The sequence below is a fragment of the Fibrobacter sp. UWB10 genome, assembly GCF_900182935.1.
Lineage (GTDB): Bacteria > Fibrobacterota > Fibrobacteria > Fibrobacterales > Fibrobacteraceae > Fibrobacter > Fibrobacter succinogenes_O.
On record NZ_FXUE01000002.1, the window covers coordinates 574,929 to 596,733 of the forward strand.

General features: G+C 51.8%; 13 protein-coding genes. 4 read left to right on the forward strand and 9 right to left on the reverse strand.

What is annotated here, in order from left to right; genetic code table 11:
- Positions 1-47 precede the first annotated feature (47 nt).
- The 3 genes from QOL41_RS06990 to QOL41_RS07000 all read left to right on the forward strand — a co-directional run bounded on the left by QOL41_RS06990 (position 48) and on the right by QOL41_RS07000 (position 5,736).
- The gene (locus QOL41_RS06990) at positions 48-2,159 is read left to right on the forward strand and encodes an OmpA family protein (protein ID WP_283429184.1); all 2,112 of its coding nucleotides are present in this window, start codon (positions 48-50) and stop codon (positions 2,157-2,159) included.
- A 96-nt stretch (positions 2,160-2,255) separates the two neighbouring features.
- The gene (locus QOL41_RS06995; RefSeq protein ID WP_283429185.1) at positions 2,256-3,743 is read left to right on the forward strand and encodes a hypothetical protein; all 1,488 of its coding nucleotides are present in this window, start codon (positions 2,256-2,258) and stop codon (positions 3,741-3,743) included.
- 49 nt (positions 3,744-3,792) lie between these two features.
- Complete coding sequence (locus QOL41_RS07000; protein ID WP_283429186.1) at positions 3,793-5,736, forward strand: polysaccharide biosynthesis protein; 1,944 nt, start codon at positions 3,793-3,795, stop codon at positions 5,734-5,736.
- Between the two features lie 94 nt (positions 5,737-5,830).
- Here the strand turns inward: QOL41_RS07000 and QOL41_RS07005 are convergent, their stop codons facing one another.
- From QOL41_RS07005 to orn, 9 genes are all read right to left on the reverse strand, one after another.
- Positions 5,831-6,409, reverse strand: a complete 579-nt coding sequence (locus tag QOL41_RS07005; protein WP_283429187.1) for a GNAT family acetyltransferase — start codon at positions 6,407-6,409, stop codon at positions 5,831-5,833.
- Positions 6,410-6,763: 354 nt separating this feature from the next.
- Positions 6,764-8,614, reverse strand: coding sequence for an MBOAT family O-acyltransferase (locus QOL41_RS07010; RefSeq protein ID WP_283429188.1), 1,851 nt, complete (start codon positions 8,612-8,614; stop codon positions 6,764-6,766).
- Positions 8,615-8,680: 66 nt separating this feature from the next.
- Positions 8,681-10,363, reverse strand: coding sequence for a GDSL-type esterase/lipase family protein (locus tag QOL41_RS07015; protein WP_283429189.1), 1,683 nt, complete (start codon positions 10,361-10,363; stop codon positions 8,681-8,683).
- Positions 10,360-12,072 (reverse strand): SGNH/GDSL hydrolase family protein, encoded by a 1,713-nt coding sequence (locus tag QOL41_RS07020; protein ID WP_283429190.1) that lies wholly within the window; start codon positions 12,070-12,072, stop codon positions 10,360-10,362. Before QOL41_RS07020 ends, QOL41_RS07015 begins: the two co-directional genes overlap by 4 nt.
- A gap of 53 nt (positions 12,073-12,125) precedes the next feature.
- Positions 12,126-13,421, reverse strand: a complete 1,296-nt coding sequence (gene hisS, locus QOL41_RS07025) for a histidine--tRNA ligase (RefSeq protein ID WP_283429191.1) — start codon at positions 13,419-13,421, stop codon at positions 12,126-12,128.
- A gap of 196 nt (positions 13,422-13,617) precedes the next feature.
- Entirely contained in the window at positions 13,618-17,475 is a 3,858-nt protein-coding gene (locus QOL41_RS07030) for a DUF3857 domain-containing protein (protein WP_283429192.1), read from the reverse strand.
- A gap of 106 nt (positions 17,476-17,581) precedes the next feature.
- The gene (gene lgt / locus QOL41_RS07035; RefSeq protein WP_283429193.1) at positions 17,582-18,463 is read right to left on the reverse strand and encodes a prolipoprotein diacylglyceryl transferase; all 882 of its coding nucleotides are present in this window, start codon (positions 18,461-18,463) and stop codon (positions 17,582-17,584) included.
- 1 nt (position 18,464) lies between these two features.
- On the reverse strand, positions 18,465-19,814 hold the full coding sequence (locus tag QOL41_RS07040; protein ID WP_283429194.1) for a penicillin-binding transpeptidase domain-containing protein: 1,350 nt from the start codon (positions 19,812-19,814) through the stop codon (positions 18,465-18,467).
- Positions 19,815-19,829: 15 nt separating this feature from the next.
- On the reverse strand, positions 19,830-20,366 hold the full coding sequence (gene orn, locus QOL41_RS07045; protein WP_349362396.1) for an oligoribonuclease: 537 nt from the start codon (positions 20,364-20,366) through the stop codon (positions 19,830-19,832).
- 173 nt (positions 20,367-20,539) lie between these two features.
- Here orn and QOL41_RS07050 point away from each other — a divergent pair, with 173 nt between their 5' ends.
- On the forward strand, positions 20,540-21,631 hold the full coding sequence (locus tag QOL41_RS07050; RefSeq protein ID WP_283429195.1) for an Rpn family recombination-promoting nuclease/putative transposase: 1,092 nt from the start codon (positions 20,540-20,542) through the stop codon (positions 21,629-21,631).
- The last annotated feature ends 174 nt before the right edge of the window (positions 21,632-21,805 follow it).

Genomic DNA, 21,805 nt, shown 5'->3' on the forward strand with positions numbered 1-21,805 from the left:
ATTATATTTTTGCTATTAAACACGGTTACCGAAGAAGGAAACAACTCATGAAAAAAATACTTGGAATGGCTCTATTGGCTGCAAGCTTTAGCTTTGCCCAGATAGGCATGGAGGGCGGCTCTGACGGTCTCCACCAGATTAATGCCAAGACGCTTGGCCAGTGGAACTTTACCATTGGTACAGGTGGCAACATCTCTCTTTCGTCGTGGGGCCTTTCCCGTGGCGGCATGTTTGAGGTGAATGGTCAAACTTACAGCTATAATGACTGGGACTATAGCCAGGCCGGTAACTTCTTTGTAGGCATTGGTTTGTTAAACTGGTTAGACGTGGGCGCTATTTTGCCAGTGTACTACGAACATGCTAACTCCAAAGGACCGGCTGGTACAACGAACCAGTGGGCCACGAGCCGCGGCGACTTGGACCTGTGGTCCAAGATCAGGCTCCCGCTCGATACCAACAATGTGTTCGGCGTTGCCTTGATGCTTAACATGTATATTCCTACGGGTGAAGAGGCTGCCGGTGTGCGCCCCCGCCATGTGTGGTACTTGAACAGCGATGGTTATACTCACCCCTTTACTGCTAACGACTGGGTTTTTGCCGCAGGCCTTGCTGGCACGTGGGACTTTACCAAGTGGGGTAAGCCGTTCCGTATTAACTTGTCGGCTAGCTACGTGTACCCGCTCGACCAGGACTTGACCAATGTGCTTATGTACAGCGCTGGCGTGAACTGGATTCCGAAGGACTGGGTGGATGTGTTTGTGGAATACTCCGGCGAAGCTCGCTTGCAGACCAAGGGTATCTACAAGTTTGAACCGAGCGAAGACCCGATGCTCATTACTCCGGGTTTCCGTTTCCACCTGCCGTATAACATCGACTTTGCTATGGGACTTGAAGTGGCCGTGCGTACCTTCAAGAACCTTGGCTTCGATCACGAAGACGAAATGGATGGCTGCGAAGACCGTGTAATCCGTTACACGAGCCGCGAGGGTACCGAAGTCACGTACTGCTATGCTCCGACTCCGCTTATTTCGGGTGCCGCACTCCTCACTTGGCGCTTTGGCGCTGACCTGTGGCGCGATTCCGATGACGATGGCGTGAACAACAACAAGGACAAGTGCCCGCATACCAAGAAGGGTATTAAGGTTGACTCCGAAGGTTGCCCGCTTGATACCGATAAGGACGGCGTGGTTGATTCTTATGACAAGTGCCCGAACACTCCGGCTGGCGTGTCTGTGAATACCGATGGTTGCGCCGACAAGGATTCCGTGATTTTGACCGATGAAAACTCGATGGTGGATTCTGCTGCCTTGAACGCCGCCGAACGCGCTCGCTTGGATTCTCTGAACCGTCTCGATAGCGACAAGGACGGCATTCCGGATGTAAGCGACAAGTGCCCGAACACTCCGGAAGGCATTGTGGTGGACTACTTGGGTTGCATGCTCGACTTTGACAGAGATGGCGTTCCTGACAATGCGGACAAGTGCCCGAACACTCCGAACGGCGTGAGCGTTGATAGCACCGGTTGCCCGATGGACTTTGACAAAGACGGCGTACCTGACAATCTGGACAAGTGCCCGAACACCAAGGAAGGCCTTGCAGTAGACAGCACTGGTTGCCCGTCTGATACCGATAACGATGGCATCTTTGACGGCCAGGACAAGTGCCCGGGTACCGCAGCTGGCTTGCCGGTTGACTCTGTGGGCTGCGTGCTCGACGGTGACAAAGACGGCGTTGCCGACAACCAGGACAAGTGCCCGAACACCTTGGAAGGCATTGCTGTTAAGGAAGATGGCTGCCCGGTGAATAAGAAGGAAAACCTGGATGAACTCAAGAAGGGCATTCAGTTCCAGACCGGTTCGACCAAGCTCACCAAGAAGAGCTACACAACTTTGAACGACATTGCCTCGCTCATGCGCAAGGTCAAGTCTGCTAACCTTGAAGTGCAGGGTCACACCGATAACACCGGTTCTGAAGCCACGAACCAGAAGCTTTCTGAAAAGCGTGCTCAGGCTGTGGTGGACTTCTTGAAGAAGAAGGGAATCGAAGCTGACCGCCTGCGTGCTATCGGTTACGGCTCTGAAATGTCGATTGCCGACAACAACACCAAGGAAGGCCGCGAACAGAACCGCCGTGTGGAACTGGTTCCGTTTGAAAAGTAATTCTTGCTACTGACAACGGGTCGGCTCCGCCGACCCTTTTTTTACGCCCTATTGTCTTCCCCGGCTTGACCGGGGACCTCCTCTCGGATCCTGAATATGAAGCACTTGATTATTTGCATACTGATTCTCGCAGTTCTCTGTCCTGCTCAGTCCACGTTCTCTTCTGAGCGCAACCGCAATTTGCGTACGCTTGACTACTTGCCCATGCTCATGGACTACCACCGCCATACGGTGGGCGAGGCTCGCCAATTCTTTACCTACCCGCGCCGTAATTACAACTTTGTACGTGATTTTGCGAACAAAGAAAGTAACGCGATGGTGTACTATGCCGATTCCATTGGCTCAGGTAAAGACGCTCACCGCTTTGCGATTGCTGCGTCACCTATGGTAGGGCTCGATTACCGTGGTGGGGAAGCGTTAGGCGATACCATTTGGCCGGGCATCGATGGCGGATTGTATTTGCGTGGCTATGCGGATTCGCTGGACTTTGATTTAGACGCCCGCATTTATGCCGAACAGCATGCGGCCAAAAAGCCCAAGAGCTTTGACGGCGAGGTGTTCGATGTTCAGACCGAAGATGGTAATGCCGGTGCTGACTACGTGAGCTACGCCCGTTACCGTGCGCACTTGGGGCTGAACTACGCCTGGGCGCGAATCTCGCTTGCCCGTGATGTTTTGCACTGGGGGCCGGGCTATTATAATAATCTCACGTTCAACCAGTTTGCGTTGCCCTACAACATGCTCAACCTGGACTTTACGTTTGGCCCGCTCCGCGTGTTTAGCGTGTATGCCGACTTGCGCGTGAACAGTTGGAGCTATAGCATGGACAACTTGAACGACCGCAATCTGTATGCGCACCGTTACGAACTTGCCTTGGGTAACTTGACTGTGGGCATGAGCGAATTGCAGGTGCTGTACAACGAAAACAAGCCCTGGCTTTTTGTGCCGTTGGTGCCGCTCTTTATTGAAAAAGGCAATTATTCTGAACACGTAAACAACGGTGCGCTTGCTTTTGACTTGAATTACCGCCTGTTTAATGCGGTGCGTGTTTACGGCGAATTCTTCTTGGACGATATGGAATCGCCGATGGCCGTGTACGAAAACAAGTACAGCAACAACCGCTGGGCGGGCATGCTTGGCCTGCAGGCCGGTTACGACTTTGATGTGAACGGTCATGCGCTGCAGGTTGGGACGATTGCCGAGATTGCCCGTGTTGAACCTTATACCTACTGCCATTACGACACCGCTCAAGCGCAAATGGCTCATTTAGGCCAACCGCTCGGGAACCCCAATGGTCCGAACAGTTTGGCCATTGATTGGACTTTGTATGGCCAACTCCAGTTGGCGGGGCTATCCAGCGTGTTTGTAGGACTCCACAACAAGTGGCTCTGGAAGGGGACCGATGCCGGTAGCGATGTAGAAGACCCCTACAAGACCATTCGCAAACGCTTTACGCATGACGCTCCGCTCCATTACTCCCTGACACCCGCCGTCAGTTACCGCGGCAACCACGTAGCTTTCTTCGGGGAATACGGATTCTTTGACGACCGCTACGTCAACCTCCGCGTCATGTTCATGTTGTAAACTTTTTTTACTATATTTGTCACAAGTTAATCTATAGGGGCAAAATTCCATGTCAAAATATTCGCAGCTCTTTACGAATTTTAGACTTCGCAAGAGGCTTTTGGCACTAGTCGATGCGTTTATCGTCTTAGTGGCCGGTTTGTTGGTGAATTTGCCGCTGCCTATTTTTTCGGACCGCATTGGTCGCGCTCAGCTGTTTTCTTTTTTGCTCCTTTGCGCGTTCTGCTGTTTTGCTTGCCAGCTTTTGTTCGGTGCATACAATAAATTGTGGCGCTACTTTAACTTGCGCGACTACCTGAGTTGCGTCAAGGGAATTGTGGGCGGTTTTGTTGTAGCTGTTGTTCTGTTTTATCTGATTTCTGGTACAGGGTTCCCGATTTTTTCTGTGCTCACCTGCGTGATTGCAACGGTGGGTGTGTGCTTGTTCCGTTACATGTTCAAGGGAACGTTTATTTCGCTGGTGAATGCGGGCCTACAAGAGGGCAAAAAACGCCGTACCATGATTATTGGTGCGGGCGAGGCCACGCGCGTGCTGCTCGATGAAATCAAGCGTTTGCAATCGCCCAAAGAAAACGATGCTGTGGGCGCTGTTGATACGGTTAATATGTACCCGGTGTGCTTGATTGACGATGACCGCTACAAGATTGGAAAGTTTTTTAACGATGTGCTGGTGGCCGGCGGTACAAGTGATATCGAAAAGATTGCGCGCTTGGAACGCATTGAACAGATTATTTTTGCAATTCCGAGTTGCCCGCCTAAAGACCGCGCGGTGATTCTCGATTTGTGCGGCAAGACGGGGCTCCCGGTCAAGATTCTGCCGTTCGTGGGCTGCTTGCAAGATGTCTCGGAGTCCGAAAAGTCCAACTATATTTCGCAGATTCGCGATATCAAGGTGGAAGACCTTTTGGGCCGTGAGCCGATTAAGTTTGACAATTCCGAGATACGCGGATTTATCGAGAACAAGGTTTGCATGGTCACCGGCGGCGGAGGCAGTATCGGTAGCGAACTCGTGCGCCAGATTGCCAAGTACAATCCGGCCCAGGTGATTATCGTGGACATTTACGAAAACAATGCCTACGATATTCAGCAAGAACTGGTCATGGAATACGGCAAGAGCCTGAACCTGGTCACGATTATTGCGAGCGTGCGTGACTACTTCCGCATGAATCAGATTTTCAAGAAGTACAAACCGCAGGTGGTGTTCCACGCGGCGGCTCACAAGCATGTGCCGCTCATGGAAAATAACCCGATGGAAGCCATTAAGAACAATGTGGTGGGTACGTTCAATATGGCGACGCTTTCGCTGATCAACAACGTCAAGAAGTTCGTGATGATCAGTACCGATAAGGCGGTGAACCCCACGAACGTGATGGGGGCCAGCAAGCGCTGCTGCGAAATGATTGTGCAGTTCTTTGCGCAGCAAAAGGATTGCCGCACCGAATTTGTGACTACCCGCTTTGGCAACGTGCTTGGCTCTAACGGATCCGTGATTCCGCTGTTTAAGCGCCAGATTGAGCAGGGCAAGCCCGTGACCGTGACGCATCCGGACATTATCCGCTACTTTATGACGATTCCGGAAGCGGTGAACCTGGTGCTCGAAGCCGCAAGCTTTGCGCACGGTGGTGAAATCTTTGTGCTCGACATGGGGCAGCCAGTAAAGATTGTGACTTTGGCCGAGAACTTGATTCGTATGTATGGCAAGGTGCCGTATAAGGATGTTGAAATCAAGTTTACGGGGCTGCGCCCGGGCGAAAAACTGCTCGAAGAACTCTTGATGGGCGAGGAAGGCCTGCAAAAGACCAAGAACAAGCTCATTTACATCGGCAAGCAGATTCCCATTGACCTGGATTCCTTCGTCGACCAGCTGTGGGATTTGAAAAACGCCGCGAGTGCAAACGACGACCAGAAGGCCATTCAGGCCCTCCACAAAATCGTCCCGACCTTCACGACTCCTGAAGAATTTAACAAAACCGTCATGATGCCCAAGGTATAGTGAGCGGTCTGCCCGCGCCCTGTTGCCGCGACCCAACCTCCGCCTCCCACCACCCACCCTAATCGCTGGGGTGCATAAGGGGGTAGACCTGTGTTCAGATTCGTTGCACCATCTGAACTAAATTATTTCTCACATTGTATTCTACAAAACCATTCTTTTGGTAGAAATCAACTAGTTTTGCGTCATTTTCTCTTTTTTCACATTCCAAAAACACCATCCCGCCGCCTACAACATCCTGGCATTCTTTAATTTTGGCCATACAAACATCTAGCAGGTTTTCTCCACTTATGGGATGTTGTATTTCGTTGGAATAATTCTTCCCAAGCTGAGCTATAAGATATGAAGACGCTACGTAGACATCACGATCCTTATCATAAGAGGCAAATTTCGCCCACTTACGCTTTGTACTCTTAGAAATGTCTACAAACTTTGCCGGTATTGAAATAGGCTTAATAGTCAATGAAAAGTATCCTAATAATTCCTGATTGATGGAAGACAGAACTAAATGAGTCATAGACAACTTCTGTCTAGAAAAGTTTTCTGCTTTCTTTTTCAGAAATGTTTCAACATCATCATTCTTTTGTGCAGGATTCGTTCCCAAAGCCGGTTTATACGTACTAGAGAAATTTTTAATTGCACCCTTTACAAAAGAACTTGCTTCGGATTCGAGCAAGTCTACAATTCGGTAGCTGGAAAAAACACGCATTATTTAGCAAACAATTTTTTGATTCTTCTCATTTCAGATGCTTTTTTCTTGGAATCCAGAGAAACCCACTTGGACTTTTTGCCGGACTTAACCAAAGCATCTAGCAAGGAATCAGCCATTTTCTGACTCCTTATCGAAAAATCTTTTGAAATGCTAGCTGTTGACATATTATACCTCTTTTAAATATAATAAAATCCTTAAGAAAACGCAAACTACGCTTTTCGAAACACAAATCTAGACACTAAAAAAGAAAATCGTGCAATCACCTGATTGCACGGTTTGTAAAAAAATAATGCGTGTTTTATTTGTTCTGCGAGTGTGCTAGAATTGGAAGTAGATGAATGGGCAGCTGTCAGCGCTCATGAACTGGTAAATCACGAAGATGATGAACGCCGTGGTTACGACCATGAGGGGAATCGGCTGCGAGGCGAACATGATGCGGTAGCGGCTCTTGATCTTCTTGGGAATCCAGTGGATGAGCATGCCCGCGATGAACACGAGGATGATGTTGATGTGCTCCCAGGCGATGGTGCTGAGCGTGCCCCATTTCCAGGCGCAGCCCATTTGCTGGACCATGTTCTTGGCGGTGTTCCAGGCGACTTCGTTGGCTTCGGCCGGGTCCAGGTTCGAGCCCGCGCGGAAGAAGAGTCGCGTGAAGGTGATGAACACGAAGGTGAGCGACACGTTCCAGGCCACATACAGCCAGTGGTAGGTTTTGTCGCTGAACAGGCGGTATACCCACACAATGTACAGACCGGTGAATAGCACGCCGAAGTAGGCTGCCGTAATCGCGAAGATGGCGGTGTGCGACTGTTTGAAGATGATGGCGCTCAGGGCGAACAGCACGAAGGCGGTAATAGTGCGGAACTTGAGGCTGCGCTTGCACCAGATTTTGTTGAACACCTGGCCAAAGCCGTTCAGACCGCCCCAAATAATGAAGTTCCAGCTGGCACCATGCCACCAACCGCCCACAATCTGGGTAGCCATGGCGTTCATGTTGGTGGTAATGAACTTGCGCGATTCGGGCCTAAAGTAGGCAACAACGGAAATGTAGGCGAACAGGAGCCCGAGCATGACGCCCACGAGTACGCTGCCCGAAAGCATAATGGCCACAAGGCTCAGAAATGCCATCCAGAAATACGTGCCCACGGTGGCGTTGCGGTTACCGCCCAGCGGAATGTAGAGGTAGTCGCGCCACCAGCTCGAAAGGCTGATGTGCCAACGACGCCAAAATTCGGTGGGGCTGAGCGCCTTGTAAGGGCTGTTGAAGTTCTGCGGCAGGCGGAATCCCATGAGGAGGGCGACGCCAATGGCGATGTCGGTATAGCCGGAGAAGTCGGCGTAAACCTGCAGTGAGTAGGCGAACAATGCAATCAGGTTTTCGAGGCCGGTAAACAGCAGGGGAGTGTCAAAGACGCGGTCCACAAAGTTGGTGGCCAGGTAGTCGCTCAGGATGATCTTTTTGGCGAGACCGTTCAGAATCCAGAACACGGCGATGCCAAAGGTGCGGCGCGGCAAGAAGTATTTGCGATACAGTTGCGGCACGAATTTGTCGGCGCGCACAATTGGGCCTGCCACCAGCTGCGGGAAGAATGTGAGATAAAAACCGAAATTCAGGATGTTGTCGACGGCCTTGATTTTACCGCGGTAAATGTCGATGCAGTAGCTCATGGCCTGGAACGTAAAGAACGAGATGCCCACCGGCAGAATAATGGTGTCTACCAGCGAATGCGTGCCGAACATCTTGTTGCTTGCGGCGGCGAAGAAGTTGTATACGTGCAGTTCGATGCCGGTAAAGTCGTAGAGAGCGTCCAAGAAGAAGTAGGAATATTTATAGTAGCACAGAACGAGCAAGTCGATGATGACCACGATGATCATCCAGAGTTTCTTTTTCCACTGCTCCTCGGCGCGTTCAATCCATTTGCCAATAAAGAAGTTCGCGACCACGCAGAAAATAAGGATGCAAACGTAGCTACCGCTCGTTTTGTAGTAGAAGAACATGCTTGTCGCAAACAAGAAGGCGTTGCGCAGCAGAATGCGGTTCTTAATCAGGGTGAGCGCCGCGAACACGCAGGCGAAAAATCCCCAGAAATAGAACTGCGTAAACAGCAGCGGACTGTTCGGGTCAAACGAAAAAGTTCGAGATAAATATGGAATTAAATAGTCAAGCATATTGATTTTAGATCCTTCGACTTCGAACCTTCGGTTCCTCACTCAGGATGACACTGGTGCAAATCCTTATTTTACTTCTTCCTTTCTTTTTTCGGCGGGTAAATTGGCTATATGTTCTTGGTATGACTGAATAATTGCTTTATAGAACAGATCGCCGAGCAGGTTGTAGCCCGAAAGCTTGAAGTGCACTTTGTCGGCTTTGGCGAGGTCGGCCTTTTCCCACTTGGCCATGGAACCGAGGCCACCCATAATTCCGAACTTGTCCCACACACCGGCCTTGTACTTGTCGGCCAGCGCAAAGAATGCCTTGCGGGCCACGTCGCCGTTGGGGTGCTGTACGTATTTCTTTTTCTTGACTTTGCGGAACATGTCGTTGTTCGTCTCGAAAATGATAGCCACATTCGGGTTCACTTTCTTGATTCGGGCAATAAGCTTGTCGTAGTCGCCCTTGAACTGCTTGTCGTTAAAGCGTTCGACGTTCGCGTCGTTAATGCCGATGGCGAAAATCACCAGGTCGGGCTTGTAGAAGGCGAGCTGTTTTTCCAAAAGCGGGCAGACTTCTTCAAAGTAGTCGTGCACCTTCGCGCCGTTAATGCCAACGCCCGTGTAGGTAATGCCAGGCGCATCGGTTTCGGTCAAAATGCCGGTGAGCGTAAAACGCGGGCGTGCATTCTTTTTGACGGAATCGGACTCGGCTGTAGGTTCTGCAATGCAATGCTCGTTGGCATAATTCGTGGAATCGATTTCGCCCTCGGCGTAGTTCACCACAGGCTTGCCCAATTTTTCGGCGCAGCTGCGAGTTTTATTCTTGGCTTCTTCGCGGCGCAAGCATGCGGTGTCGAGCACGTCGCATTCACCCTGGAACATGGAATCTCGGGCAACTTCGGGCAACGCTACGTTGTTCGGAATCTTCGCGGGCTCGGGAACTTTCTTTTGGGCGGTATCGCCGTTCGCCTTCTTGATAGAATCTTCTTTGGCGCGAGCAATGGAATCTTGCAACAGCGAGTCGGTAATGAATTTCGCAATCTCGGCCTGCTTCAGAGAATCAATCCAGCGGAAGGCAATTTGAATTGTATCGATCGGGCGCGGGCTTGTGAACACGTAGCTCTGGCTTGCGGTGTCGAGTATGCCGTAAATTTCGTTGGAATCGACTTTGAGCACGGGCACTACATCGCCGGCGTCGCTGTAGCCGAACAGGCGGAGTTTGGTTTCGCCCCAGAGCGGGGTAGAATTGTACTTGTCCAAAAGCAGCGTGATTTCAGAGCGCGGATCGCTGGTGCTTACGGCAATGCCCAAAAGGCCAAGCGGCTTTTTGATTTCGCGCTGCACGTTCTTGTTCATGTCCCAAATGCCTTTGTAGGCGCTGGCGTAGCTTGCGGGCGTGTTGGTGCGCGCGGCAGAATACGGGAACACGAATCCACGGCCAGCAGAAGCCCCCGGGTATTCCTTGATAAAGTGCTCGCGAATGCGGCCAGAAATCACATCGGCCTGCAGGTGCGAACCGCCTACGTGCAGAATGCGGACTTGGCCGCGGTTTTCAAACACGAGCGTGTCCATCTTGTTAAAGAAGGTGGTGAACGAGGCGTTGCCCTTGGGGAACTTGATCACGTTCTGCGTGGTGTCGATAAAGTCGTAGCGCGAAAGGTCTAGGGAAAAGCCACCGGGAGCAGGCGGCACGTCTTTTGCAAAAGTATTTTCTGCAAAAATAGAGAGCGCTGCTAGCGCAAAGGTCAGGAGTACGCGCTTCATTTCTTTTTCGCTCCTTTCATTTCAAGTCTTTTTGTCGCCGGGATCTTTGTTGCCGAAGTTTTTGCCGGAGCAGGCTTTGCCGCGGGCTTGGGGGCGGGCGCGACTTGCTTTTTGACTGGCTTAGGCGCAGGTTTGGCGACAGGCTTTACGACGGGTTTGGCCGGCTTGGGCGTTTCGATAGCATCTTCAAGCGGTTTGTTTTCGGCCTTCCACTGGTGCAGTTCCTTGAGCTTTTCGTCGGTAATGTGGTGACGGTCGCGGAACTTGAAGTAGTCGTAATGCATGCGGAGCGCGGCGCAGAACAGGTCGCCCATGTAGGCAGCGCCACGGCGTGTAAAGTGAATGTGGTCGGTGAATCCGAGAGCGGGTTCCTTGTTAACCCATTTGATCATGGCACCGTTGCCGCCCATCACGCGGTGCATGTCCCAGTAGGCGGCTCCGTTTTCCAGAGCGACTTCTCGCAGGGCCTTGATTGTCATCGCAAGGCCAGAATAGGTCTGCCACTGGCCGTCTTTTTGGCGTGCCATGTCGGCGGGGCCAATGAACAGAATGTCGGCGTCGGGGTTTGCTTTTTGAATCGCCTGAATCTGTCGCGTGATGATTTTCTTGGTCCATTCGATGTTGCTCGAGGTAATGCTTGGCACCAGGTTGCCGCCGTATTCCATGATGATGAGCTTTACGTTCATGGCCTTGTAAGATTCGGCCAGAAGTTCGGTATCGATGCGGTGGAAGATTGTGCCCGAAGAGCCGCGCATGGCCACGTTATCGACTGCGACTCCGTATGCGCCGTCTGCAGAAATCGCGTAGATTTCTGCGTTGCCCGAAAGGTACATCTTGGCAATCGAGGTGGTGTCTTCGAGTTTCCAGGTGTATACCTTGAGCTTGTTGTAAGTGTCGATGATTGGTTCGCCTGCGTCTACGACCTTGGTCGTGCGCTTTTCTTTGGGGTTGCCTTCGTCGTCTTCGCCTACGATTTCGACGATGGTGCGGTTCACGTTGAGCTTGGCCTTAAGGCGTGCGTTCTTGTTCGTGAGGAGTCGAATGGTGCTGTAACCACCCACATGGCTGAACTGTTTTTTGCGTTCCTTGCGGCGCTGGATAGTGATAGAGGCTTCGCCTTCGAGCTTTGCAAGCTGGGCGAGCGGACCATAGCGCGTGTGTTCTGCTTCGTCTTCTTTGGGGCCAAACAGAATGTAGCGGGTGAGAGCGCCCACGCCGGCGTGGCTTGTGGTCATAGACGGCACGGTCATAATGGCGGGCATCATACCCGGGCCTGCACCGCCGAATTCATCTTGCAAGTCTTCGCGAATGGTGGCCGAGATTCGGTCTTCTTCGAGCTGCGAGTCACCGTAATGCACTACGTGTACAACGTTAGAATCGAGTTCGGCGAGTTCCAGGTGCAAGAAGAATCGGTCAAACCACGTGGCGTCGTTGTTCGGCAAATCGAAACGCGTTTTGCCCTTCTCAAAAAAGTCCTCATAGAACTTGAGCGAGTCGCTGAAGGCGGCAAACTCTTTACGCTTGGTCGCTTCCATCATCTCACGGATAGCTTCTTCGGGGTCGACAGCTGCGGTAGAATCAATCAGGGAATCTTGCACAGACTGCTTTTCGAAGATTTCGGTGAGCTTCGGGTAACGGAGCGTCGAGTCGCCAATGTGAATGCCGTCATTCGGGTAAATGAGGGCAACAAGGCCCAGTACGGCGAACAAGCTAATGATAGATAAGAGAACTTTTAGGGGGGACATCATAAGCGTTTAATTATTTATGCCTTCAAGCGCTCCACGATGGCTTCTGTATTTCCTACGAACATTTCGCCGGTGCGCATGTCCTTGTATTCGAATTCACCTGCGGCTGCCTTGGAACCGTCGACGTACACGACGATTTTCGCGCCCTGGTAATTGGCCTGGTCGAGCTGCTTGCCCATTTTCATGGCGGCGAGCGGGTGTGCGACCGAGAACGGCTTACCCGTGCTTGCGCTACGGAAAACCTGAGCGGTTTCGAAAACCTTCTTCATGTCGTTGCCGAAGCTTGCGATGTAGAAGTCCACGCTCTGCTTGGGGCTCGGGAGCAACTTGTGTTCGGAGAGCAAGTCGGCGAGAACCACGTCGCCCATGCCAAAGCCCACGCCTGGAATGCGTTCGCCACCGAGCTTTTCGGTGAGGCTGTCATAACGGCCACCGCCAGCGATAGCGCGCATGGATTTACCCTTGTCAAAGACTTCGAACACGATGCCGGTGTAGTAGGCGAGGCCGCGAACAATGGAAAGGTCCAGGTTCACACATTCGCCGTAACCTGCGGCGGTAAGCGTTGCGAACAGGTCTTCGATTTCGGCGAGGGCTGCAGTTGCGTTTTCGCTATGCACCTTGGTCTTGACTTCTTCGATGCTCTTGCAGCTCATGAAGTCATCCAGCTTTTTCACCTGGTCTTCGGAGAGGCCTGCATCGGCGAGAGCTTTGGCGAATGCTTCGGGGCCGATTTTTAAGCGGCGGTCAAGCACTGGGTAAACGAGTGCCGGATTCGGGGCGCCGATTTCTTCGAGGTAGGTGGCCAAAAGCTTGCGGCTAGAAACGCCAATCGCAAATTCGCCGTCCTTCAGGCCGAACTTGCGGAGCATGGTAGCGATGGCTGCCATCAGGTCGGCTTCGGCGTAAATGCTTTCGGTACCGATGATGTCCATATTCAGCTGGAAGAATTCGCGAAGACGACCCTTCTGTGCCTTTTCGTAGCGGAAAAGGCGCGGCATGCTGAACCACTTGAAAGGCTTCTTGAGTTCGCGGGCCTTCTGGATTACGAGGCGGGCGAGCGTCGGAGTCATTTCGGGGCGGAGTGCGATTTCGCGGTCGCCCTTGTCTTTAAAGTTGTAAAGCTGGCTTACGATTTCTTCGCCGGACTTGCCTGTATACAGCTCCAGATGTTCAAACATCGGGCCTTCGTATTCTTCGTAGGCAAAAGATTCGGCGACGCTACGCCAGGTGTCAAAAATGTAATTCTGGATGCGCTCGGCTTCCGGGTAAAAATCGCGTGTGCCCTTAGGCAACTGAGGAATAGAAATGCTCATAGTGCCTGCAAATGTAGAAAAATGCAGGCAAAAGGCAGAAGAAAGTAAACGTTAAAAGTAGGGAAGCAAGCTCTTTTTTGGTCACACGGATTGGATAAAACTAACGTTTTATCTAATTGGACTTTAAATATTTTTTCATAAAAGATTTTGCGTTAGCAAAATCAAATCCGTGTGGCACTTTTATTGATTCTTGTGCTTACTTGACTTCTATCATGGGGCTGGTTTCGCTGAGCAAGTAGGTCCATTCTTCGCGAATCTTGTTGTATTCGGCCGGGTCGGCGTAAAGCGCGAAGGTGGTCCACTTGATGCTGTTCTTGCCGTCAAAATTCTTCTCGTAGCTCACGTAATCCGGGTCGCGGCTAAGCGGCTTCGGGCCGGTAATCTTGACCGTCTTGCCGCTTGCAGCTGTAACGCTTAATTTGTATGCAAACTGCGTTTCGTGCGGCATGCGAATCGGGTGGTGGCGCTTTGATACCTTCGGGAGTTTGAACAGGCTGCGTTCCCACACGTTCGGGAAGCGTCCCTTGAGTTCGGATCCGCCTTGGCCGAAGTAGCCCTTGGAGGCGTATGTCACAATCAGGGCCAGCGGCTTGTTGAATTCGGCAAGGTTTTCGATGCGGATGTTGCCGATGCTCACGTCGGGAATGCCCGAGGCGAGGAATTCTTCCATCAGCTTTTCCTGTTCCTTGGCGTCGCGGCCAAAGAAACGGTTGCGCATCACACTGGCGAACTTGCCCTGCAGCGAAATGGAGTCGCGGAATTCGCAGGCACCATCGTTTCCGATAAACAGGCGGTGTTCAATACCGATTTGGTGTTCCTGATTGTCTTCGAGAATCGGCGTGGTGACCACATGGCTGCTGTCGTCGTTGATTACGAGTGCGACTTTGCCTTCCATGTCGAGCGGCACAGGTCGATCGTTGCCGGTTTTGTCGGTGGCATCGACCCAGCGTTCGGTGACTTGACCTTGCGCCGGAATATAGAGAATCATGTGGTTGAACTGCTGAATCGTCGGGAGGCCGGCAAAGCCTTCTTCGGTCAGGTGAATGGCCGTCAGGTAGCTCTTGATGCCGATGGATTCAAGCATTTCCTTGAGCAAGAGTGCCATGTCCTTGCAGTCACCCTGGTGCTTTTTGAGCGTGACTTCGGCGGTTTGCGGAATCAGACTGTGTCCGCCGAATCGCACGTCGCGGTAGCGGATATCGTGGCGCACAAAGTTCACGATGGCTTTGACGGCGTTGTCGTTGGCTTTGCTGCCGCGGACTTCGCGGGCTTTTTCTCGCACGCTCACGGCCTGCTTGAACTGGTGCTTGATCAGGTTCTGGTAATCTTCGCCCACGTTCTTCCATTCCTGCTTGCCGGTGAGCATCAGGCCTGCGCCAAAGTCGCGGTACACGGGCATGTAAAGTTCTTTGCGAATGATAACCGGGTTCTCGATTTTCCATTCGATGCCGCCCTTGATTGCCTTCTTTTCCAGCGGGCCGTATTCTTCGGTCACGAAGCGGGCTGTGTCGGCGTAAATGCGGAAGCTGGATTCACCCACGGGAACATCCTTACTGCTCACGAAGTCGGTGTAAGGAATCATGCCCTTGTTTTCGATATTCGTGCGGCTGAACTGCAGGTAAATAAAGTCGCCCGGTTCAAGTTCTTGCAGCGGGAAGTGCGCTGTCTGCGATTCGTTCTGCCCGCCGATTTCGGTGGCGTAGGTAATGTAGGCACCGTTCAGGTTCGCCTTCTGCTTCAAGTTCCAGTTGCTGTCGTAGACTTCGAGGGCGTTCAGGTAAATGCGGTCGAATCCAGGCAAAAAGTCGAAGTTGAATTCGCGATAGATGGCGGCGCCGCGAATGTCGAGGATTTCCATGAGCATTTCGTCGGTGCGGACCCAGTTTGCGCCTTTTTCGGCCTTCAAAGTCTGCTTGTTGTAATGCACGACGGCGGGGAAGTCGCCTTCGGTGCCCTGCTTTTTAGCTGTTTCGCTGAGGAGGCTCTTCAGATTCTTGGTGCGTTCTTCCACCGGCGTAATCGGCTTTTGCAACGTGCGGTTGTCAGCCTTGCCGAGGAATGCCTTCGTGGCGCTGAGGAAACTCTTGGCGTCTTCGTTATCGGGCTTGAGGGCGAGAGCCTTGGTGAGCGACTTTTCGGCGTCGCGGTAGTTGCGGCTGTAGAAGAGAATCTTGCCCTGCGTGGTCCAAATCTTGTAGTCGTTGCGGTCCTTGGCGAGCGTTTCTTCGCTGATGGCGCGGGCTTCTTCGTAACGGCCAAGGAACATGAGGGCATCCATCAAGGTGGTGCCGAGTTCTACACTCATGCCAAAGCGACGGCGTACCTGGTAAAGAATGTCCACGGCTTCGGCGTACTGGTCGAGACCCATATAAGTCTTGGCGAGGTAAACACCCAAGCGGCTGCTCGGCTGCGTGTCGTAAAGGCGTTGCACGACGACCAAGGACTGGTTGCGCTGACCGAGACCCCAGAGGGCATCGCTCAAGTTGATGACGTATTCCGGATTGTTCGGCGTGTAACGCAGGGCTGCTTCGGCGCATTCGCGGGCGCGGCCGTAGTCGAACAAGGCTTCGTACATTTCGCCCAAAATCGAGAGCAATTTGCCGTTCTTTTGCACCAGTTCGCGCTGGCTTTCAAAATGGCTGATGCCGGGGCCGTAAAGTTCCTTCATCTGGTACACGAATCCGCAGTTAATCAGGTACAGCGGTTCTTCGGGATCCATGCGGTTGGCGCGTTCAAAGTAGCTGAGGGCTACGAGCGGCTGGTTTTCGAGCAGGCGTAAAATACCCACTTGGCTCATGATGGCGGCGTTGAACTTAGCCTGTTTCTTGGCGGATTCAGCGTCGCTGGCGGTGGCGGGCTTTTCGCCCACGGTCAGGCCTTCGATACCGTGCTGCATGACCTTGGCGAATTTCTTTTTGTTCACGCCCTGTGTCCAGCTGACAATCATGATTCCGCGGCCGTCATCATAGAAATAGCGGCCTGTATAATAGAAGTCGAACTTGTTGACTACGTGAGTCAGGCTAAAGTCTTGCGCATAGCGGTCACCGACCTTTTGGCGGTGGCTTTCAAGCGTCGGATTATTCGGGTCTACGCCCAGGCGTACGAGTAGCACCTTGAACAAATCCTGCGAATTCACGGCGTCGCTTTCTACTGTCGCACCGTAAACGAACAGCGAAACGTCCTCGGCCTTGTTGCTAAGCACCAGGTCCGGGTCGTCGTTCTGGCGGGCGATACCTGTCCAGTGATGCCAGAGGGTGTCTTTGACAGCCCAAGTGTAGCCGAGGGCGGGGGAGTTGAAGCTTTGCACGTTGTTCGGCGAGAGTTCCGGGCCTTCGCTGGCGGCGGTTTCGCGCATGCTGAAGTTTGCGAAGAATTCCTTCCATTCGTTCTTGAGTTCGCCCGGCTGGAGCGGCGTGTCAGTGGCCGAAAGCGTGAGCGTGTACACGCGGCTCCCGGCGCCTGTGACAAAGCCGACGGCCTCGTAGGGGCTGTCGTAGCGCTTGCCCGCGACGTCAAAGAAAACGCCTGTACCGCCGAAATTTTCTTCGGGATATGTTTCTGCGAGAGTTGCCTTCTTGCCGCTAGATTCAAATGCCTGCATCTCCATCTGGGCGCGGTCCATGAGTCGCATGGGTTCGCCCTTGGGGAGTTCGATTTCGACCAGGACCGCGCGGCGTCCTGTGCTTGCGTTATAAAATTCGTAGGGGACGCCGCTCTCGTGGGCGCTCCCGTCGTCATCGCCCACGAGCGCCCAGTCGCCTGCGCCGCCCTGAGGCAAAATGAAGCTGAATCCGTCGGAACTGAAACTGTTGGCGGTGTTTTTGCGGGTCGATTTGGTGCTCGCGTCCGAATTTACTGCCGAACCTTCGTCAAAATAGTCGTCGGTGTAGCTCCCGGAATTAGCTGCCTGCGAACCTTCGGACTGCGGGTCCGATTCGGTGAGCGGCTTTCCGTTACCGGCGCAAGAAATTAAAGATGCAACAAACAACAGCCCAAACAGCGGGGCGCAAAAACTGGGGATACGACTCAATTTTTCAAACAAAGAATTGCTCATGACGACAAAAATAAAAAAACGGAGCGCGCAAGCCCCGTCTTTCTATAGTCCAAAGTGGAATATGTTTCTGTCTTGTGTAAAAATAAATTAGAAAACGAAACGGTTATTAGGTTGATGCGTTCTCTTTGGGCTCTTTTTTCTTCTGCCTATAAATCAGAACAATCAGCCAGATTAAGCCGGTCAGGAACATGACGCTGCAAAGTGTCTGTCCGCGGCTCATGCCGAACAGGTCCACGCGGCCAAGGTGTGCATCGGGTCTGCGGAAAAATTCGATAAAGAATCTAAAGAGGCCGTAGCCCATTAGGTACAGGCAGGGCATCTTGTCGCGCAGCAGCGGAATGCGCCTTAAGTTGTACAAAACTACAAACAAAATAACGCCTTCGAATAGCATTTCGTAAAGCTGGCTCGGGTGGTGTAGAATCGGGTTCGTAATCGGACTATCGTGGGCGAGCGGGAACCACATGCCAATGCCGCTTGTAGTGACTTCGCCAAAAAGTTCGCCGTTAATAAAGTTGCCCCAGCGGCCCCAGGTGTAGGCGAGCGGAGCCAGCATAAAGCAAAGGTTCAGGCCTTCCCACACGTTCATCTTGTTGCGCTTCAGGCCAATGTAGGTGAAAATCGTGCCAAGAATCATGCCGCCGTGGTAGCTCATGCCCGAAATGCCCGTAAAGTGGTAGCCGAGCGCATCGTGGGTCATCGGGAAAATGATTTCGGTCGGGTTGGCGAGGTAGTAGCCCGGTTTGTAGAAGAACACGTAGCCCAGGCGCGCACCGATAATGATACCCGCGATAATCCAGGTGAACAGGCTGTCGAACTGGTCCTTGGTGTAGCCCAGCTTTTCCTTCTTGTTCACGTGCATCAGCGTCAGGTAGCCCGTCACGAAGGCGAAAATGTACATGATGCCGTACCAGCGCACCGGGAAGCTCCCCAGCGTAAAGGCCGTTCCGTCAAAATAAGAAGGGATTAGATTCCACCATGTCGGTTCCATTTTACTTTCCTTTCTTGGGTAAATATTGGTGAGCCCAGTAGTTAAATAGCATTCCGGCGACCTGGGTTGCCGGCTGCGAACGCATGCCTTGCAAGTCGTGCACCTGCATAATCACAAGTACCACCGCCTTGTTCGGGTCTTCCTTGGACTGTGCAAAACCCATGAACCATTCGTAGCGGCCGTATGGGTCGTGTCCGTCGAGGGAACCCGTCTTTCCGCCGATGGTGAGGGCGTTGAAGTTCTTGCGGGCCATGTGTCTGGTCGAAATGTTTTTGCGGGCGGTGCCGTGCGTGACCGTGCGAATCATCGCTTCGCGTAGGCCGTAATAAGTGTTGTCGCTGAACTTGCCTACATCAAGCGCGATACGGCTCTTGGGAGCGAATCCGTCCAAGTTAGCGGCCCAGGGAATTTCCAGCGGCTTTTTCGTGAGAATGGAGCGGACCTGTGCGGCTGCAAGGAGCGGGGTCAAAGTGGTGGCTTCCGTAAAGCCGCTGCTGACTTCGGCGAGGCCGTAGCCGGTATCGGGCGGTGCGTAGTTGGAACGCGGGGGGAGTGCACCCGGGAAATTCATGTTGTAGCCCAGCTTCTTGGCGGCGCTGCGCAGGCGTTCGGCACCCACGTTCATGCCCACGATGGCCATGGGCGGATTAGCGGACTTGGCGTAGGCGTCTTGCAGTTCGATAAACGGACCCTTGTAGCCTTCCTTGACGCGCAGCTGGTTCTTGTAAAGGTGAATGCTTGAGCCAATCATCGGGATTTGCGATGTGAGCGAGTAGCGGTTTGATTCCATGGCCGCCGAAATGGTGACCGTCTTTGCAAGCGATGCCGCCGGGAAGGTATTCTTGATAAAGTAGTCGGGCTTTTCTTGCACGTGGTTGTTGCGGCGTTCGCCCCAGGCAATAATTTCGTTGCTTTGGGGGTCTACCATCAAGATGACCGCGTGTTCGGGGCGGAATCGGCGCAGCAGGTTGTCGATTTTTTCGGCCATGAAAACATCTTTCTGGGCCTTGATGTGCGCGCTGTCGATGACGTCTGCTTCGGTCGGATTATCGGGAACCACGGCGGCGGCAACTGTTGCCTGCGTATTCGCCAGGTCTTCGGAGTCTGCCTTCGGGAAAATTCCCGTTTCGCTTAGCTGTTCGGCCTGCAGGGTGGCGTCGTTTGTGGCTGTAGAATCGATTGCTTCGGCGTATTCGTCTTCTTCAGCGGGCTTCGGGGGCTCTTTTTCGCTAAAAATGCAGGTGCCCATCAGGGCGCAAAGTCCCATAAAAACGGAAAAAACGATAATTCGGTTGCGAATCCTAACGGCGTAGGGGAGCCTTTTTTTCGGAAGGTAATTATTATAGTCCATCTTAAAGTATAAACTTTACTTGAAAATCGTCTTGCGGTAGTACTGGAGTTCGGCGATGCTTTCGCGGATGTCGTCCAAGGCCTGGTGCTTTTCCATCTTCTGGAATTCTGGCAGGTCCGGGTACCAGCGGAAGGTCAGTTCCTTGATAGAACTCACGTCGATGTTTCTGTAGTTCAGCCAGCCGGTCAAAAGCGGCATGTACTTGTACAGAAAACGCCTGTCCTGCGTAATAGAATTTCCGCAGAGCACGTTTCCGCGTTCGGTGGTGAAGGGCTTGATGAAGTCGAGCGTCATCTTGTCGGCGTCGGCCATGGTGAGTGTCGACTTCCGGCAGCGTTCCACGAGCCCGCTCTGGGTGTGGTGACGCTTGTTCCAGTCGTCCATGCCTTCAAAAACGTTTTCGGTCTGGTGAATCGCCAAGACGGGCCCTTCAGCCAAAATATTCAAGTTCGGGTCGGTTACGATCGTCGCAATTTCGAGAATGACGTCCCTCTCTGGCTCAAGACCCGACATTTCGAGGTCCATCCAGACGAGGTTCGGTGCGCTTTTAATTCTTGCCATAACGCGGACAATTTAGCAAAAAAATTAGAGAGGCCACACTGATTCGATTTTACTAACGTAAAATCTGCTTTGTAAAAAGAAATAAATTTTCGCAAAATTGGCTGCAAAACGCCCTAAAAAAGCGTGTATAGAAAGCGGGGGTCAACTTTAACCCAAAGGAAACTATGTACACGCGAAAAAAGAAATGCGCAGACCCGATTCTTGAAATGCTTGGTCTCGGACATCTGTACCTGGGCAAAAGGCCGTTGGTGTGGATTCCAGATTTGTATTCCCGAAAAGAATCCGCTGAAAAAAGAAAAACTGACTCAAGCGAACTGCATGACAAGTCTGTTCCGTATGATACGGGTGAAACTGATCTTTCGGAATATTTCGTGAAAACAAAGACTGACGGACCGTACGCGAGTCTTCTCAGTGATGTCACGTTCAAAAAGGCTTTCTCGCCGGATACGGAAACTGGTAAAGCCAATCTCATCAATCTACTGAACGATATGCTTAAGGGACAAATCCTGTGCAAGATAAAGGATGTTTCTTCGCAACAGTCCGAATTGAACGATTCCGGCAGCAAGGCTTCTAGAACATCGATATTTGACCTGCATTGCATTGATGAAGAAGGCCGTCTGATAGAAATAGAGGTTCAGCTTCGCAGAAGGACAAATTTCTTAAAGAGGCTAGCTTTCTATTCAAGTCAAATGGTCGTCAAACAAGGAAAGCCTGGACGCAAATGGAATCACGACATCAAGCCGACCTATGTTATTGCAATTGCGAGGCACTCCGTTTTTAATGACGGTGAAGCGATTCACCGTGCGGGAATTCTCGATTATAAAACACATGAACAATGGGTGGACTGTGCAAACTTTACAGTTGTGGAATTGTCTAAGATAAAAAGGATTGTTTGCAAAAAAGATGATGATGCGACCAAGTGGATGTTTGTTTTCCGGTATCTAAACCGTCTGGAGCGGCTTCCGCCTGCGTTAAACGCTGGAAAGTTCAAAGGCTTGCTTGAACCGGCGAAAATAGCTAGATTCAATAAAAAGGAACTTGAAAGGTATAGGCGCACTATGTACACGGAATGGGACAGATACGGCGAAGAAGAGGCTTTTGCAGAAGATCATCCTGAATACATCAAGAAAATTGGGGATGAGGCTGTGGCGAAGGTAAATAAGAAATTTGCGACTCGTGATAAGAAAATAGCTAAATTTTTGCAATCTATAGGCGTTTCCTCTCAAGATATTGCCTCTGCTTTTGCTATCAAGTAATAATTGTTCTTAAAGTCTAGTTACAAATGAATTTGGAACGGGTGCCGTACAGGTGCCCATTTTATCTCAAAATTAGCGATTGTGATAATAATGTAAGTAAAATGTAATGTATTTCTAAAAATTAAGGATAAAATAGCTCCATGTAAGTTTACATTTTTTCTATATTTGCCGCCA